The 15,632-nt window shown below is 42.5% G+C and carries 17 protein-coding genes; 15 read left to right on the top strand and 2 right to left on the bottom strand.

What is annotated here, in order from left to right:
* Nucleotides 1-261: 261 nt before the first annotated feature.
* The 7 genes from EL241_RS09085 (at nt 262) to speG (ending at nt 7,498) form a co-directional block, all read left to right on the top strand.
* Nucleotides 262-528 (top strand): phosphocarrier protein HPr, encoded by a 267-nt coding sequence (locus EL241_RS09085; protein WP_036106265.1) that lies wholly within the window; start codon nt 262-264, stop codon nt 526-528.
* Entirely contained in the window at nt 528-2,246 is a 1,719-nt protein-coding gene (gene ptsP, locus EL241_RS09080; RefSeq protein WP_036106267.1) for a phosphoenolpyruvate--protein phosphotransferase, read from the top strand. Before EL241_RS09085 ends, ptsP begins: the two co-directional genes overlap by 1 nt.
* 112 nt (nt 2,247-2,358) lie before the next feature.
* Nucleotides 2,359-2,673: an ArsR/SmtB family transcription factor gene (locus EL241_RS09075; protein WP_003754995.1), complete on the top strand. Its 315-nt coding sequence runs from the start codon at nt 2,359-2,361 to the stop codon at nt 2,671-2,673.
* 14 nt (nt 2,674-2,687) lie between these two features.
* Nucleotides 2,688-4,988 carry a heavy metal translocating P-type ATPase gene (locus EL241_RS09070; protein ID WP_052009183.1) on the top strand — a complete coding sequence of 767 codons (2,301 nt, stop codon included), beginning with the start codon at nt 2,688-2,690 and terminating at the stop codon, nt 4,986-4,988.
* Between the two features lie 74 nt (nt 4,989-5,062).
* Nucleotides 5,063-6,082, top strand: a complete 1,020-nt coding sequence (locus EL241_RS09065; RefSeq protein ID WP_036106270.1) for a YdcF family protein — start codon at nt 5,063-5,065, stop codon at nt 6,080-6,082.
* A 15-nt stretch (nt 6,083-6,097) separates the two neighbouring features.
* Nucleotides 6,098-6,958, top strand: a complete 861-nt coding sequence (locus EL241_RS09060; protein WP_036106274.1) for an NAD(P)-dependent oxidoreductase — start codon at nt 6,098-6,100, stop codon at nt 6,956-6,958.
* Nucleotides 6,959-6,976: 18 nt separating this feature from the next.
* Complete coding sequence (gene speG / locus EL241_RS09055) at nt 6,977-7,498, top strand: spermidine N1-acetyltransferase (protein WP_003755002.1); 522 nt, start codon at nt 6,977-6,979, stop codon at nt 7,496-7,498.
* Between the two features lie 42 nt (nt 7,499-7,540).
* Here the strand turns inward: speG and EL241_RS09050 are convergent, their stop codons facing one another.
* Together EL241_RS09050 and EL241_RS09045 are read right to left on the bottom strand one after the other, a co-directional pair.
* Entirely contained in the window at nt 7,541-8,698 is a 1,158-nt protein-coding gene (locus EL241_RS09050) for an aminotransferase class I/II-fold pyridoxal phosphate-dependent enzyme (protein WP_036106277.1), read from the bottom strand.
* Nucleotides 8,699-8,743: 45 nt separating this feature from the next.
* Nucleotides 8,744-9,157 carry a YkyB family protein gene (locus EL241_RS09045; protein WP_036106279.1) on the bottom strand — a complete coding sequence of 138 codons (414 nt, stop codon included), beginning with the start codon at nt 9,155-9,157 and terminating at the stop codon, nt 8,744-8,746.
* Between the two features lie 176 nt (nt 9,158-9,333).
* Here EL241_RS09045 and EL241_RS09040 point away from each other — a divergent pair, with 176 nt between their 5' ends.
* From EL241_RS09040 to rihC, 8 genes are all read left to right on the top strand, one after another.
* On the top strand, nt 9,334-9,549 hold the full coding sequence (locus tag EL241_RS09040; RefSeq protein WP_003755008.1) for a hypothetical protein: 216 nt from the start codon (nt 9,334-9,336) through the stop codon (nt 9,547-9,549).
* Between the two features lie 255 nt (nt 9,550-9,804).
* A complete protein-coding gene (locus tag EL241_RS09035; RefSeq protein WP_003755010.1) occupies nt 9,805-10,038 on the top strand; it encodes a YkuJ family protein in 234 nt (77 codons plus the stop codon).
* 150 nt (nt 10,039-10,188) lie between these two features.
* Nucleotides 10,189-10,641: a cyclic-di-AMP-binding protein CbpB gene (gene cbpB / locus EL241_RS09030; RefSeq protein WP_036106281.1), complete on the top strand. Its 453-nt coding sequence runs from the start codon at nt 10,189-10,191 to the stop codon at nt 10,639-10,641.
* On the top strand, nt 10,638-11,510 hold the full coding sequence (locus EL241_RS09025) for a transcriptional regulator CcpC (protein ID WP_003755014.1): 873 nt from the start codon (nt 10,638-10,640) through the stop codon (nt 11,508-11,510). Before cbpB ends, EL241_RS09025 begins: the two co-directional genes overlap by 4 nt.
* A 51-nt stretch (nt 11,511-11,561) precedes the next feature.
* Nucleotides 11,562-12,272, top strand: a complete 711-nt coding sequence (gene dapD / locus EL241_RS09020) for a 2,3,4,5-tetrahydropyridine-2,6-dicarboxylate N-acetyltransferase (protein ID WP_003755016.1) — start codon at nt 11,562-11,564, stop codon at nt 12,270-12,272.
* Between the two features lie 73 nt (nt 12,273-12,345).
* Nucleotides 12,346-13,464 (top strand): N-acetyldiaminopimelate deacetylase, encoded by a 1,119-nt coding sequence (locus EL241_RS09015; protein WP_036106283.1) that lies wholly within the window; start codon nt 12,346-12,348, stop codon nt 13,462-13,464.
* Nucleotides 13,465-13,525: 61 nt separating this feature from the next.
* Nucleotides 13,526-14,551, top strand: coding sequence for a LacI family DNA-binding transcriptional regulator (locus EL241_RS09010; protein WP_036106285.1), 1,026 nt, complete (start codon nt 13,526-13,528; stop codon nt 14,549-14,551).
* A 139-nt stretch (nt 14,552-14,690) separates the two neighbouring features.
* Nucleotides 14,691-15,620: a ribonucleoside hydrolase RihC gene (gene rihC, locus EL241_RS09005; protein WP_126320520.1), complete on the top strand. Its 930-nt coding sequence runs from the start codon at nt 14,691-14,693 to the stop codon at nt 15,618-15,620.
* Nucleotides 15,621-15,632 lie beyond the last annotated feature (12 nt).

Genomic DNA, 15,632 nt, shown 5'->3' with positions numbered 1-15,632 from the left:
AAAAAGCAACTATAACCCTTTCGATTTTGGGAATTTAAATTGTGAATAAAAGCGCAATCCTAGGTATATGAGCGCCTCCATTACCTAAAACGGTTGCACAAAGTTGATTTGCTTACATGTTTTCTCAAAAAAACATGTAAAAAAAGTTGTGAGGACACTAAAAACATGGTATGCTTTTTAATTGAGAGATAGTCTTTTATACTGATTATTTTTGGTCTAAAAGGTTACTAAATAAATTTCTTTATGAAGGAGAATGTTAATATGGAACAAGCAAGTTTTGTAGTAATCGATGAAACAGGTATTCACGCTCGCCCCGCAACACTTTTAGTGCAAGCAGCTAGCAAATATAGCTCGGATGTACAAATTGAGTATACTGGTAAAAAAGTAAACCTTAAATCTATCATGGGCGTTATGTCTTTAGGTATTGGCAAAGGTGCTGACATTACTATCTATACAGATGGTAGCGACGAAAAAGAAGCAATCGAAGGACTAACTGAAGTGCTGAAGAAAGAAGGCTTGGCTGAATAATGGCTAAAGAGTTGAAAGGTATCGCAGCTTCTGATGGGATTGCAATTGCGAAAGCTTATCTACTCGTGGAACCTGATCTTTCTTTTGAAAAATCAGAGGTGGCTGATGTTGAAAGTGAAGTAAAACGTTTTCAAGATGCAGTTGCAATTTCGAAACAAGAGTTAGAAAAGATTCGTAATAAAGCAGCTGAAGATTTAGGTGAAGATAAAGCACAGATTTTTGATGCACATCTTTTAGTACTTAACGATCCTGAATTGGTAGGACCAATTGAAGAAGCGATCAAATCGAGCAATGTAAACGCTGAATCTGCACTACATGATACAACGGATACATTTATCGCAATGTTTGAAGGAATGGACAACGAATATATGCGTGAACGCGCAGCTGATATTCGTGACGTACGTAAGCGGGTACTTTCCCACTTATTAGGTGTTTCTATTCCAAATCCTTCTCTGATTGACGAAGAAGTTGTTGTTGTGGCAGAGGACTTAACTCCTTCTGATACAGCACAATTGAACCGCAATTTCGTGAAGGGCTTTGTAACAGACATTGGCGGACGTACATCACATTCCGCTATTATGGCTCGTTCGCTTGAAATTCCTGCGATCGTGGGAACAAAAGAAGTAACGCATCATGTAGCAAAAAATGATATGGTGATCATCGATGGCCTTGAAGGTAACGTGATCATCCATCCAACAGAAGAACAATTAGCACATTACCGTAAAGTACAAACAGATTTTGCTGCACAGCAAGCAGAATGGGAAAAGCTTAAAAATGAAAAAACGGTCTCTAAAGACGGTGTTCATGTTGAGCTTGCAGCAAATATCGGTACTCCAACGGACTTGACTGGCGTTATTGCTAACGGCGGAGAAGCTGTCGGTCTATACCGTACAGAATTCTTATATATGGGTCGTGACAACTTCCCGACTGAAGAAGAACAATTTGAAGCTTACAAAGCAGTTCTTTCCGGCATGGAAGGAAAATCTGTTGTTGTTCGTACACTTGATATCGGTGGAGATAAAACACTCCCTTATTTAGACTTGCCGGAAGAAATGAACCCATTCTTGGGATTCCGTGCGATCCGTCTTTGCTTTGCAAACGAGGATCTATTCCGCACACAATTGCGCGCGTTACTCCGTGCTAGCATCTTTGGAAACCTTAAGATCATGTTCCCGATGATTGCTACTGTTGGCGAATTCCGCGATGCAAAGGCAATTTTAGAAGACGAAAAGAAAAAATTAATAGCTGATGGAGTAGAAGTTTCCGACTCTATCGAATTAGGTATCATGATCGAGATTCCTGCTGCGGCAGTTCTTGCTGATCAGTTTGCTAAAGAAGTTGATTTCTTCTCCATTGGAACAAATGACTTGATCCAATACACAATGGCAGCTGACCGCATGAACGAACGTGTTTCTTACCTATACCAACCGTATAACCCATCGATCTTACGTTTAGTTAAAAACGTGATCGATGCTTCTCACAAAGAAGGAAAATGGACTGGTATGTGTGGGGAGATGGCAGGTGATCAAACTGCAGTCCCATTGTTACTAGGACTAGGTTTAGATGAATTTTCGATGAGTGCTTCCAGCATTTTGAAATCTCGTTCTTTGCTTAAACGTTTAAACAAGAGCGATATGGAAAAATTAGCAGCAGAAGCATTGAACCAATCAACAGCTGAAGAAGTTGTTGCATTAGTTGAAAAATATACAGCAGAATAAATAATCTGTTAAAAGTGCGGACTCATTGGAGTTCGCACTTTTTTATTGTGTTATAAATTCTTATATGCTAATATAAACATATTAGTAGAAATTGATATAAGGAGGGCTTCTTGTGAACGAAAATGAATTGCGTTTAAAATTGATCCATGCGTTCTCTAATCCGATACGCATTCAAATTTTAGAATTATTGAAAGTTGAACCATTAAGTGTGGGTGAGATCGTCACACAAGTAAAAGGCACTCAATCAAATATCTCCCAGCACCTTGCTTGTTTGAGAGGCTGTGGCCTGGTAGAAAAAGAGAACATTGGCAAGTTTGTTTATTATAAAATCACCAATGATAAAATCAAAACGATGTTGGCGCTGCTAGACGGGATCGTTGCAGACATCCACACAGACTTAGAAACATGCGAATATGACATTGATTAAGGAGTGAAGCGACAATGACAGCAAATTACAAAAAGTTTTATCAAGTTACTGGCATGGACTGTTCATCATGTGCGAAGACAATTGAAAAAGGGCTGGCAAAACTTCCCGATATCAAAGCTGCTTCGGTACAATTCACTTCCGGGAAACTGGAAGTCGAAGCTGAAGACAAAGCAGCATTCACTGCAGTACCAAAACAAGTGGAGCGGCTTGGTTATGGAATAATAGATGCTGACATTCAAGCTGAGACTTTCCGAATTGACGGTATGGACTGTGGAAATTGCGCCAAAACGATTGAAAAAGGCATCCAGCAGTTAGCGGATGTCGAAAGTGCCGACGTCCAATTTGCTTCTGGGGAAATGGTTGTCAGACATACGACCACAGCAGAGATCATTGCTGATAAAGTGGCAAAGCTGGGCTATACGGCAACCTTAGCAAAAGAAGCTGAAACACACACAGAGAACTCGAAATGGCGGAAGCATGCACCGCTTTTGGCTGCTACTGTAGCGATTTTTGGTGGCTTCTTGGCTACATATCTTTTTCATGCACCAACCACAGCAGCAGTCTTTTTTCTACTCTGCTTAGCGATCAGCGGTTTTCATCCTGCTAAAAGCGCCATTTATGCGATCCGAGCAAGGTCACTGGATATGAATGTATTGATGTCCGCCGCTGCGATTGGAGCAGTTCTCATTGGAGAATGGTCAGAAGGCGCGACGGTAGTATGGTTATTTGCGATCGGCTCTTACTTGCAAAACCGTTCCATTGAAACCACCCGGACCTCACTTCGTAATTTAATGAAACTGACACCCGAAGAAGCGATCATTGTAGAAAATGGGGAAACAGTGAGTCGACCAATCAAAGCAGTCGCTATTGGGACGATCGTTTTAGTAAGGGCAGGCGACAAAATACCCTTAGATGGCATTATCCAGTTGGGCAACTCTTTCATAAATCAAGCGCCGATCACAGGCGAATCGATACCGGTAAGTAAACAGGCAGGAGATCAAGTTTTCGCTGGTACGATCAATGAAGAAGGGCTTTTGAAAATTCGCGTGACAAAAACAGCAGATCAAAGTACAATCGCCCAAATCATTCACTTAGTAGAAGAAGCGCAAGCGAAAAAGGCCCCTACAGAAGCTTTCATCGACAAGTTTGCAGCTATCTATACACCAATTGTATTCCTACTTGCTTTCGCTGTGATGATCGTGCCGCCACTGGCAGGCATCGGCAGCTGGAATGAATGGATCTATAAAGGGTTGGAACTGCTCGTTATCGCTTGTCCATGCGCCTTAGTGATTTCCACGCCAGTAGCGATCGTTTCTGCGATCGGACGGGCTGCATCGAACGGCGTGTTGGTAAAAGGTGGAACAGCGCTTGAAGCAGCAAGTAAAATTTCGGCGGTGGCATTCGATAAAACAGGGACACTGACTAAAGGAAAACCAAGAGTAACAGCGGTAGAAGTGTTTTCAGGCTCAGAAGAAACACTGCTCCAACTGGCTTACACGCTCGAACAATATTCTTCGCATCCACTAGCAGCTGCAATTTTAGCCGAAAGTGAAAAAAGAAGTCTACAGCCGTTGGACAGTGAAGATCATCGCAACCAAGTCGGCAACGGTGTGACCGCCATAATAGCGAACGAGCGTTATTTCGCCGGAAAGCCAGCTCATTATGAGGAAACTTTGACAGAAGTGCAGCGCCAGTATATCGAAGCTCAGAAACAAGCAGGACAGACAGTGATCGCAATTGGTACTTTGACAGAACTCATTGGGATCATCGGTGTCGCAGATGAGCTTCGTGAAGATCTTCCTACCATAATGAATAAATTAAATCTGCTAGGGATCAAAGAGAAAATGTTACTGACAGGCGATAATCAGCAGACGGCTGAAGTGATCGCAAAACAAGCAGCAATCGACCACGTATATGCAGAACTACTGCCCGCAGATAAAATGACCAGTATTGCAGCGATGCAGAAGAAAAACCATGTAGCTATGGTCGGCGATGGGATAAATGATGCTCCAGCTTTGGCAGCAGCAGATTTGGGAATAGCTGTCAAAGGCGCAGGAACAGATACAGCGATGGAAGCAGCAGATGTTGTTCTAATGGCAGAAAGTCTGGAAAAGTTACCTTTTGTATTTCGGCTAAGTAAGCGCACGATGCAGATCATCAAGCAAAATATCATTTCTGCGATCATCATAAAAGCATTAGCGTTCGCACTGGTTTTCCCAGGCTGGATGACACTTTGGATGGCGGTTTTAAGTGATTCAGGAGCTGCGGTACTTGTCGTACTGAATGCACTCCGTTTGGTACGAACAAAAGACTGAACATGGCTGAATGTTGAATTTCTGCTCAATAGCAAGGTATAATAAAAGAAAAGGATAGTGGGGATGTCGCGTTGATGTATATACTAGCTTTCAGTCTGCTGATCGGCTTTTTGCTGCTGCATATCTGGGAAAAGAGAAGAATAATCAACGGTATGGTGCTTACAGCAGGAATCGTCTTATTGGTCATCGCAGTTTTGCTGCAGCTATATGCGTTTGATAACCAAATCGTCACGATTGTTACCAGCGCGATCTTATTGTTGCTGCTTAGTTTATTGCCCTTCTTTGTAATCGGAATCGCCATTATGTTGATTTTAAATGGCACGAACATGGTAAAAAAAGAAGGACGGCGCCTTGCCAACATGTTGCCGATGCTAGCAGGCTTTGCGGTATTGATTATTGTGATCGGCGTTTTGACGATACTGCTCGCGCATCCAGATACGTGGTTAGAAAATATCGTTCTCGGGCTTTTGATAATCATTGCCTATGTCACTTTCTTACTCGTTTCCTTCTTGCTGTCGACCATTATCTATCAATACAATGGACCGCGCTTGAATAAAGATTTTATTATCGTGCTAGGCTGTGGTTTGAAAGGGAAAAAAGTACCGCAACTATTGGCGAACAGGCTGGATAAAGCGATCCAATTTCATCGGAAGCAGCAGAAAAAGCGCGGACGGACTGCTACGTTTATCGTTTCCGGCGGTAAGGGACCAAATGAAGAAATAGCAGAAGCTAGAGCGATGCAAACTTATTTGATCGATAAAGGGATCCCGAAAGAACAAATTTTCATGGAAGCAGACTCTACGAACACCGAAGAAAACATGCAGTTCTCGAAAAAGCTGATGACCTCGATCCAAAAAAACTTCAAAAGCGTATTTGTCACCAATAACTTTCACCTTTTCCGTGCCAGCATCTATGCGAGAAAAGCAGGATTAGATGCGCAAGGAATCGGCGGGAAAACGGCACTTTATTATTTACCGACTGCGCTGCTTAGAGAATTTATCGCTGTATTATTTTTATATCGAAAAGCCCACATCACGGTACTGATCCTGCTATTGGCAGCATTTAGTATTTATGTGATCGCGGGTCACTTATGAAGGAGTGAAGTTGAAATGACGAAAATCGGATTTATCGGAACAGGCGTAATGGGGTCTAGTATGGCGTACCGTTTATTGAAAGCAGGGCATGAACTTCATGTTTATACGCGTACAAAAGCAAAAGCAGCCGGACTGCTTGGTCATGGCGCGATCTGGGAAGAAACACCGCAAGCAATTGCTCAAAATGTGGATGTTGTGATCACTATGATCGGCTATCCTTCTGACGTTGAAACGATTTATTTAGAAGAAGGTGGACTGCTTGAAAATATGGCAGCAGGGAAACTTGCTATTGATATGACGACTTCTTCGCCGACACTTGCAGCTAGAATCGCCGAAGAAGCTGGAGAAAAAGGCGTTTTGGCGCTGGATGCACCCGTTTCCGGCGGTGATATCGGCGCAGCAAATGGAGCACTTTCAATCATGGTTGGAGGCACACAAGAAGCATTTGAAAAAGCGCGACCATTATTTGAAGTGATGGGGAAAACGATTCAACTGCAAGGTGGTCCAGGGGCTGGACAGCATACTAAAATGGTCAATCAGATCGCGATTGCTTCCAATATGATCGGTGTGACAGAAGCGCTATTTTATGCTGAAAATGCGGGACTTGATCCAAATACGGTGCTTGCATCGATCCAATCGGGAGCAGCTGGAAGTTGGTCGCTTAGCAATTTGACACCGCGGGTTATCAAAGACGATCTCGAACCAGGCTTTTTCATCAAACACTTTATCAAAGATATGCGGATCGCACTTGATGAAGCGAAACGAATGGAGTTGAAACTGCCTGGACTAGAACTTGCCGAACAAATGTATCAAAAACTTGCTGATAATGGGTTAAGTGAAAAGGGAACGCAGGCACTGATCCATTATTACCGTTAAGAAAAAGGAGCACAAATTATGGAAACAACAATCAAACTAAAACCATTAGAACACAAAGATCTCTCCTTTATTCATTCACTCAACAATAATTATTCGATCATGTCTTATTGGTTTGAAGAACCTTATGAATCCTTTGCGGAACTCGAGAGTTTATACAATAAGCATATCCATGATGACACGGAACGCCGCTTCATCATAACAAATGAGGAGCAATATGTCGGCTTGATCGAATTAGTCGAGTTAGATTATATTCATCGAAAAGCCGAGCTGCAGATCATCATCTCGCCGAATTATCAAGGCAATGGTTTTTCAAAACAGGCGATCTACAAAGCATTACAATACGCTTTTCAAATTTTGAATCTACATAAAGTGTATCTGATCGTCAGCAATTTCAATGAAAAGGCCATCCATATTTATGAAAAGATGGGCTTTACTAAAGAAGGCGTCTTGCGGGAAGAGTTTTATGTCAATGGCGCTTATCAAGATGCGACACGAATGAGCATCTTTAAACGCGAATTTCATAAGTGGTATACTAATTAAAAAGAACCGCTCCGGGTTATGCTTCGGAGCGGTTCCTTTTAATCAATAATCTTGTTTTTCCATAAACGCAGCCATGCGTTCCATTGCTTCAACCAGCAAGTGGAAAGATGCTGCATAGGAAAGCCGGAAGTAACGAGAACCATTTACCGAGAACGCCTCTCCCGGAACGACTGCTACTTTCGCTTCCTCTGCTAATTTCACGGCCCAGTCAAATGAATCAAGTGGCACAGCATCAGGAAGTTTTACAAAAAAGTAAAATGCGCCGTCAGGAGGAATGATCTCGAATCCCATTTTTTTCAAACGGTCTTCGATGAACTGAGCCCGCGATGCATATTCTGTCCGCATCAACACGGCATCTTCTTTTCCGTTGGTCAGAGCTTCCAGTGCGGCTTTTTGTGAAATCGAACTGGCGCAGGTGACTGTATATTGATGAATCTTCAACATTTCGGTGATCAAACGCTTATTCGCCATGAGGAATCCGATTCGAAAGCCGATCATGGCATGTGACTTCGAAAGTCCATTTACAACGATGGTTTGCTCCGGCAATAGATTAGCGATCGAATAGTGACCGTCTGGGAAGTAAGTAAGTTCGCTGTAGATCTCATCGGCAAGCAGATAAATTCCTGTTCCTTCTAAAACAGCAGCGATTTCCGCTAACTCCGCTTTTGACATCGTAACTCCGGTCGGATTGGAAGGATAGGGCAGGATAACTGCCTTTGTTTTTGGTGTGATCGCCGCGCGCAATGCTTCGGCTGTCAATTTATAATGGCTTTCAGTAGTATCGACTTTGACTGGTAGCGCATCGGCTAAAACGATATGTGGCTCGTAGCCGGGATAGATTGGATCAGGCAAGATCACTTCATCACCTGCTTCTAAAATCGTCTGCAGCGCGATCGCGATCGCTTCTGTCGCCCCAACTGTCACAATGATCTCCTCTTTATGGAAAGGCAAATGATATTTTTCGGTAAAATAGTGCTCCGCCGCTTCCAATAATTCAGGATCTCCCTGATTCGGTGTGTAATTGGTAAAATTAGTTTCGATCGCATGAATAGCCGCTTGTTTGATATGCTCAGGCGGCGGAAAGTCTGGTTCTCCTAAAGTTAGTTTGATGATACCATCGATTGAAGAGACCCGGTTATTAAATTTGCGAATGCCGCTCATTTGGATCTTGTCCAAAGAGGCACGAATTGCTTTTGACATCTCATGACACCCCATTTATTTTTGTTCCCACCTATCATACCATAATTAATTGAAATACGGGCAGGTACTTTGATAAGTAGGCTTTTTCCGAGGTGTTTGAGTCTGGGTATCTGTATAATTTTGAATGATAAATTTGGCGCGCGATAATGACATATGGAAATCATGCTTTTTATGGATGCTCTGCTGAGCGCCAAGGTGTTTCAAAGAAAGCAGATCTTGTTTGTCGGCTGGCAAGTGAAAAAGGAAGTCTTGGCAGGCGATAAGCACAGTGGAGTGTTGATAGCAATGTTTCGGGTTTTTAGAAAACTGTAGCCCGACTTTTTGCGCGCGTTTTTCTGCCAACAATTTGAGCAGTGCTGCTTTTTTTAGCTGATATAAAAATCGCGTATCTAGCGCTGTTTTACTATGTCGATTTATAATAAAAACGGCTCTTGCGATCGTTTCTGTCTCAAACTCCATCTTTATCACCTCTTCCAAAATTTGTCATTCCATTCGTTATTATAACTTATTAATAGAAAAAAGCAAACAATCTGACAATTATCCAAAATTTTTCTTGCGCTTTCTAGTAAGATAAGATACAATTACTTTAATAATGATAATCATTTTCATTTGCAGATAGGAAGAGGTGCTGATAGATGCAAAGTCTAGAAAAATGTGAAGCGATATTTTTCCCGACCAAAGACGGTCTGCTTAAAATATATACGTACGGCTTTAAACCAACAGCTTCATGGGGGGAAGTATACATAATCAAAGGAGAACAAACGATATGTGTACAAGGTTTCCACCGCACGAAAATGGTTATCCGTGCAGTCAAAATGATGAAACAAGGAATTGTCGATAAAAAAAATTGAACGTTCTAAAACTTGAAGTCGGTCTTACTGATAGCCGAAGATGGCTATACAGCAGTCCTCATACTTTCAAGTTTTTTCTTTGGAAAAAATTGCGTATTCTGAATTCTTTCAGATAGCTTGCGTTATACGTGCCTTATGCGCTAAAATTTGATAGTATAATGAAGTAGAACAGGCGATCTTTAAATAAGCTAGTATAAGGCTTGGGGTCTTGACTTTTATCTTAAAACGCCATTTGATTTGAGAGGAGAATGTAATGTGTCTCAGTTAATGGGAATTATCCAACGTTTACATGCCATGCAGGAAGATGAAACTTCAGAAACACAATCCCGTCGTTTTGAGAAAAACGGTAATCCAGTCTGCGAAGTAAGTTTTTTCCGTGCTTCTAATTCTTTTGAAGTGGAAATTTATGCGACGAACAGTAAATATCCATTTGATGATATTGATATGACGGCAATTGAAATTTTCGAAACACTGCAAGAAAACGAGTAAACGTGATAACCGAGTGACCCTCGGTTATTTTTTTTGCTATTTTATAGGTTAATCCGATAATAAAAGTTTGTTTTATGGTAAAATAAAGGTTAGCAGATAGATTGCTCCATATACATTTTATTATATATGAAAAGGAAGAGGGAGATTCCCATGATCTCTGAACAATTTAATGATTTACTTGGAAATTCACTTGAAGAATCTATGATAACAGCAGAGAAAGTAGCACACGTCCAAATCGGCAATAATCTCGAACATGCGCTACTTGTCCTTACGAAATGCGGTTATTCTGTCATTCCTGTCCTGGATTTTGAGTACAAACTTCACGGATTGATCAGTGCGGCAATGATCACCGATGCGATATTAGGACTTGAACGGATCGAATATGAAAAGTTGGGAGAACTGAAAGTCGAAGAAGTGATGCAGACTGATTTCCCCATTATTGAAGATACTAGCAACAAAGAAAAAATCTTTCGTCTACTTGTGGATCAGCCATTTTTATGTGTGGTCGATCAAGTGCGCGAATTTAAGGGAATTATTACCAGACGAATCATTTTAAAACAAGTGAATCGTTTTATCCATAGTCCAGTGGAGGGAAGTAAATGATCGTAACAGAGTACGAACTTTTGGTTTGTTTAGCAGATGAACTCAATATGCGGAAAAGTGCAGAAAAGTTGTTTCTAAGCCAGCCTGCTTTGTCTCAGCGCCTTCAAACCATTGAAAGCCGCTGGAATACGAAGATTTTCATTCGTACGCAAAAAGGACTGCTGCTTACGCCAGAAGGAGAAGCGATCATAGCCCACGCAGGTAGCGTGATCGAACGTGAACGCGAGATCCAAGAACAGCTGGAAAGCCTGAATGGCGTTGTTCGCGGAACGTTGCGGATTGCTTGTGCAAGTGTTGCAGCACAAACATGGCTACCAAAAGTGTTGAAATTATTTACAGCCACCTATCCGAATGTGAAAATTTCTGTTATTACTGGCTGGAGCAGTGATGTTTCTGGACAATTAGCGGCTGGAAATGTCCACATTGGAATCGTTCGAGGAAACACAAATTGGAAAAGCGTCAAAAAACTATTATTCACCGATAAATTGGTGCTGGTCGACACGGAAATCACTTCATTAGAAGAAGTCGTACGCACGGAACGGCCGTTTATCCAATTTAGAAGTGACTCCAACTATCATCAAGTCATCCAAGACTATTGGCAGCGGAATTTTGGAAAAACACCTCGCCAAGCAATGCTGATGGATCAAATGGAAACTTCCCGGCAGATGGCATTAAATGGGATCGGCTTTGCGATCTTGCCTGAAGCAACGATCCAAGGGATGGAACAAAGTATCAACAAAATCGAATTGAAAGAAAAAGACGGGACCGTACTGAGCCGCGAATCCCATTTGCTTACGTACGAACAGTCACTAGAACTCCCACAAGTTGCTGCATTTTTGGAAATCACAAAAAAATTCTTGAACGAATGAAGAAGCTGTGGCAAACTAAAGGGAGCCAAAATAGAAAGGGGAATATCATTTATGGAACAAATGGATGCACATCAAATTATTTCATTTATTCAAAATAGTAAAAAAGCAACACCAGTGAAGGTTTATCTGAAAGGCGATCTGGAAAAAGTAACTTTTCCGGCTGAGATAAAAACATTTCTTTCAGGAAATAGCGGGACTGTTTTCGGAGAATGGAGCGTTATTTCCGAATGGCTGGAAAATAACAAAACGTACATAGCGGATTATGTGATCGAAAATGACCGCCGCAACTCGGCGATCCCCTTGCTAGATATGAAAAATATCAATGCACGGATCGAGCCGGGAGCAATCATCCGCGACCAAGTGACGATCGGTGATAATGCTGTTATCATGATGGGTGCAAGCATCAACATCGGCTCTGTGATCGGTGAAGGAACAATGATCGATATGAACGTTGTACTAGGTGGAAGAGCAACAGTTGGTAAAAACTGTCACATTGGTGCCGGTAGTGTTTTAGCAGGTGTAGTTGAACCGCCATCCGCGCAGCCGGTTGTGATCGAAGACGATGTTGTCGTTGGGGCAAACGTAGTCGTTTTGGAAGGTGTAAAAGTTGGTAAAGGTGCAGTCGTTGCTGCAGGCGCAGTCGTAACGAAAGATGTCGAACCTTATACGGTTGTAGCTGGGATCCCGGCACGCAAATTAAAAGACATCGATGCGAAGACATCCTCTAAAACAGAGATCATGCAGGAATTACGTCAATTATAAACACAAAGATGAGTTATGAAAATGGAGAACCTTGCCATTTTCGTATCTCATTTTTTTAAAAGGAGCGAGACAGGTGACAAACGAAGCATTTATTTCCTTGCGAAGAGAACTGCATCAGATCCCGGAACTTGGTTTCAAGGAACAGCAAACGCAAGCACGATTACTAGCTCAAATCGAGCAATTAGATCAGTCGTTTCTGGAAGTGGCGACATGGCGGACCGGCATATTGGTAAAAGTGAATGGCAGCAGCCCAGAAAAGACAATTGGCTATCGTACGGATATGGATGCTTTACCGATCCAGGAGGAGACCGGTTTGCCATTTGCCTCCAAAATGCCTGGTAATATGCATGCTTGCGGACATGATCTACATATGAGTATTGCAATGGGCGTGCTCACATATTTCGCTACGCATCAGCCTATCCAAAATCTGGTTTTCATTTTTCAGCCGGCAGAGGAAGGTCCGGGCGGAGCGAAACCAATGTTGGAAAGTGAAGTTTTCCAAGCATTTAGACCTGACGAGATCTATGCCCTCCATATCGCTCCGGAATATCAAGTAGGCGAGATCGCGATCAAACCGGGACTCTTGTTTGCCAATACTTCCGAATTATTTATCCAATTCAAAGGAAAAGGCGGACATGCCGCTTATCCACATTTAGCCAATGACATGGTCGTTGCAGCTAGTAGTTTCGTCACGCAGCTACAGACGATTGTCAGCCGTAATATCGATCCTATGGATAACGTCTTGATAACGATCGGAAAGATCCAGGGCGGGAGTGCTCAAAATGCAATTGCAGGAGAAGCACTACTCGAAGGGACGATCCGCACCGCCGATCCGGAAACGATGAAGCTGATTTGGAAACGGCTGAAACAAATGGCGCGTGGCTTTGCTGAAGCATATGATTGCAGCATTGAGTTTCTCCCCGGGTCGAGCTATTATCAAGTTGCGAATTGGGAAAAAGAAACTGCGGAATTCATCCGTTTTTTGGAAACAAAATTTCCAGGCAGTTATGTGCCCGCCAAAGCTGCAATGACAGGGGAAGATTTCGGCTACTTTTTAGCGGAGATCAAAGGAGCGATGTGCTGGCTTGGTGTTGATTCCGAATATGGTCTCCACCATGCGAAACTTGATCCGGATGAAGCAGCGATTCCTTTCGCGATCGATGTATTTACTGCGTTTTTAGCAAGTAGATGATCCCGGCGCAAATGGTTACCAGCCTTTGCGCCTTCTTACATAACGAATGAAGGGAGTATTTATGAAAATCAGGTTGAAAGATATTGCCCAAATGGCACATGTATCGGAAACAACTGCTTCTTTAGTTTTGAATGACGCTCCTTCCAGAATATCGGAAGCAAAGCGGCAGGAAATCAAAAAAATCGCAAAGGAACATGGCTATGTTCCGAATTTTGCTGCCCGCGGTCTGGCAATGAAAAAAACAAATACAATTGGACTCATTCTTCCAGACATCACCAATCCTTACTTTGCAGCCCTCGCGAAAAAGATCGACGACGAGCTGCGCAAATATGATTACTTGACGATCGTTGTCAATACTGATGATAAAGCAGAAAGCGAACATGATCTGATCCAGTTGCTTTTGAATCGTGGAGCGGATGCGCTGATCGTGATTGCTTCCAATGAATCCTCCGAAAATAGCGAGGCATTTGATAAATTACTCACGGCGACAGGGATTCCGGTCCTTCTGCTTGACCGAACCATTGCCAATCCCGCTTACAATCAAGTTTCCGCCGATGATGAATTGGGTGGCTTTTTAGCAACAAAACATTTGATCGAAAACGGACATAGAAAAATCGCGTGCATCACCTCGATGAAAACAGCGAATGGCAGAGAACGTCTGGCAGGTTATCGGCGCGCTATGCTGGAAGCTGATTTGCCGATCGCAGCCGATTGGGAGATCGATGCAGCATTTAAGTTTGAAGAAGGATACACAGCTGCTGCACCACTTGTGGAAAATAAAGCTGTTACAGCAGTTTTTGCGGCAAGCGATCTGATCGCATACGGCGTCATTAAACAAGCACAGGAAGCACATTTGCAGATTCCAGAGGATCTTTCGCTGATTGGTTATGATAATTTAGCGTTCAGCAAAATCGTATCGATCTCGCTGACTTCGATTGATCAAAATATTGATCTATTGGGCGAAACTGCGGCTGATCTTTTGGTCAAACGGCTGACCGACAAACGGGCAAGCAAAGCAAAACAAATCAAAATCAAGCCAGTACTCATCAAAAATCAAAGTGTTAAACAAATCACCACAAGTAAGTAAATGCCGTTTTTTGAAGCGCTTTCTAAAACAGGGTTGACAGCGTTTTCAAAAAATGGTAGATTGTTTCTAGAAAGATAAAGCGCTTTATCAAATCATGTACAGTGATAAAGCGCTTTACCAAAAGAATAGGAGTGAAGAAATGACGAATTTAACCGCACGACCAATTATTATCGATACAGATCCGGGAATCGATGATGCAGTGGCGATCGCGATCGCTTTGTACGCAGAAGAACTGGATGTCCGCTTGCTGACTACGGTTTCAGGAAATGTTTCCTTGGCAAAAGTAACCACTAATTTATTGAAATTAATGGCTTTCTTTGAAAAAGAGATCCCGGTTGCAGCTGGTGCTTATCAGCCTTTGATGCGGGAAGTGGTAGATGCAAGTGATATTCATGGTAGTACCGGGATGGATGGTTATGATTTCCCAGCGGCGGCGGAACATTTATTGACCGGAAGGCATGCCGTGGAAGAAATGTATCATACGATCATGGCTTCGGAAGAAAAAATGACTTTAGTAGGGATCGGTCCACTTACAAACTTCGCCCTGCTATTTTCTACCTATCCTGCTGTCAAAGAAAAAATCGCCGAGATCGTGATCATGGGCGGCTCTACCGGAAGAGGAAATAAAGGTGTGCTATCAGAATTCAATATTGCTGTTGATCCGGAAGCAGCCAAAATCGTTTTTGAAGCAGGTTTACCTATTGCTGTAGCTCCGCTTGATGTTGGCTGGAAGGCACTCGTTCTGCCAGAAGACAGCGAGATCATCAAGACGCTTGGAAAAACCGGCGATATGATGTATCAACTTTTTAAAAAATATCGTGGCGGTAGTTTCAAGACAGGATTAAAAATGTATGATGCTTGTGCAGTTGCTTATCTGCTGGAACCCGAGATGTTTACAATTGCAGAAACGTTTGTTGGCATCGAAACGACTGGAGAATATACAGCCGGTGCTACGATCGTGGATCTAAAAGGTTACCTTGGTAAACCCGCGAATGCAAACGTTTGCATCGACGTGGATGAAGCACGTTTCAAAGCATGGATGTTAAAACGAATCAAGAATTGTATTTAGGGAGGAAAAGAT

Origin of the sequence: Listeria grayi, from assembly GCF_900638015.1 — a bacterium.
Taxonomy (GTDB): Bacteria; Bacillota; Bacilli; order Lactobacillales; family Listeriaceae; genus Listeria; species Listeria grayi.
This window is presented reverse-complemented; position numbering and strand designations above follow the sequence as displayed.

Bases quoted from the DNA above. Each gene is read 5' to 3' on its own strand.
- EL241_RS09045 (WP_036106279.1), bottom strand. From the start codon at position 9,157: ATGGAGTTTGAGACAGAAACGATCGCAAGAGCCGTTTTTATTATAAAT.
- EL241_RS09040 (WP_003755008.1), top strand. From the start codon at position 9,334: ATGCAAAGTCTAGAAAAATGTGAAGCGATATTTTTCCCGACCAAAGAC.
- speG (WP_003755002.1), top strand. From the start codon at position 6,977: ATGGAAACAACAATCAAACTAAAACCATTAGAACACAAAGATCTCTCC.
- EL241_RS09085 (WP_036106265.1), top strand. From the start codon at position 262: ATGGAACAAGCAAGTTTTGTAGTAATCGATGAAACAGGTATTCACGCT.
- rihC (WP_126320520.1), top strand. From the start codon at position 14,691: ATGACGAATTTAACCGCACGACCAATTATTATCGATACAGATCCGGGA.
- EL241_RS09065 (WP_036106270.1), top strand. From the start codon at position 5,063: ATGTATATACTAGCTTTCAGTCTGCTGATCGGCTTTTTGCTGCTGCAT.
- ptsP (WP_036106267.1), top strand. From the start codon at position 528: ATGGCTAAAGAGTTGAAAGGTATCGCAGCTTCTGATGGGATTGCAATT.
- dapD (WP_003755016.1), top strand. From the start codon at position 11,562: ATGGAACAAATGGATGCACATCAAATTATTTCATTTATTCAAAATAGT.
- cbpB (WP_036106281.1), top strand. From the start codon at position 10,189: ATGATCTCTGAACAATTTAATGATTTACTTGGAAATTCACTTGAAGAA.
- EL241_RS09070 (WP_052009183.1), top strand. From the start codon at position 2,688: ATGACAGCAAATTACAAAAAGTTTTATCAAGTTACTGGCATGGACTGT.
- EL241_RS09060 (WP_036106274.1), top strand. From the start codon at position 6,098: ATGACGAAAATCGGATTTATCGGAACAGGCGTAATGGGGTCTAGTATG.
- EL241_RS09050 (WP_036106277.1), bottom strand. From the start codon at position 8,698: ATGTCAAAAGCAATTCGTGCCTCTTTGGACAAGATCCAAATGAGCGGC.
- EL241_RS09025 (WP_003755014.1), top strand. From the start codon at position 10,638: ATGATCGTAACAGAGTACGAACTTTTGGTTTGTTTAGCAGATGAACTC.
- EL241_RS09010 (WP_036106285.1), top strand. From the start codon at position 13,526: ATGAAAATCAGGTTGAAAGATATTGCCCAAATGGCACATGTATCGGAA.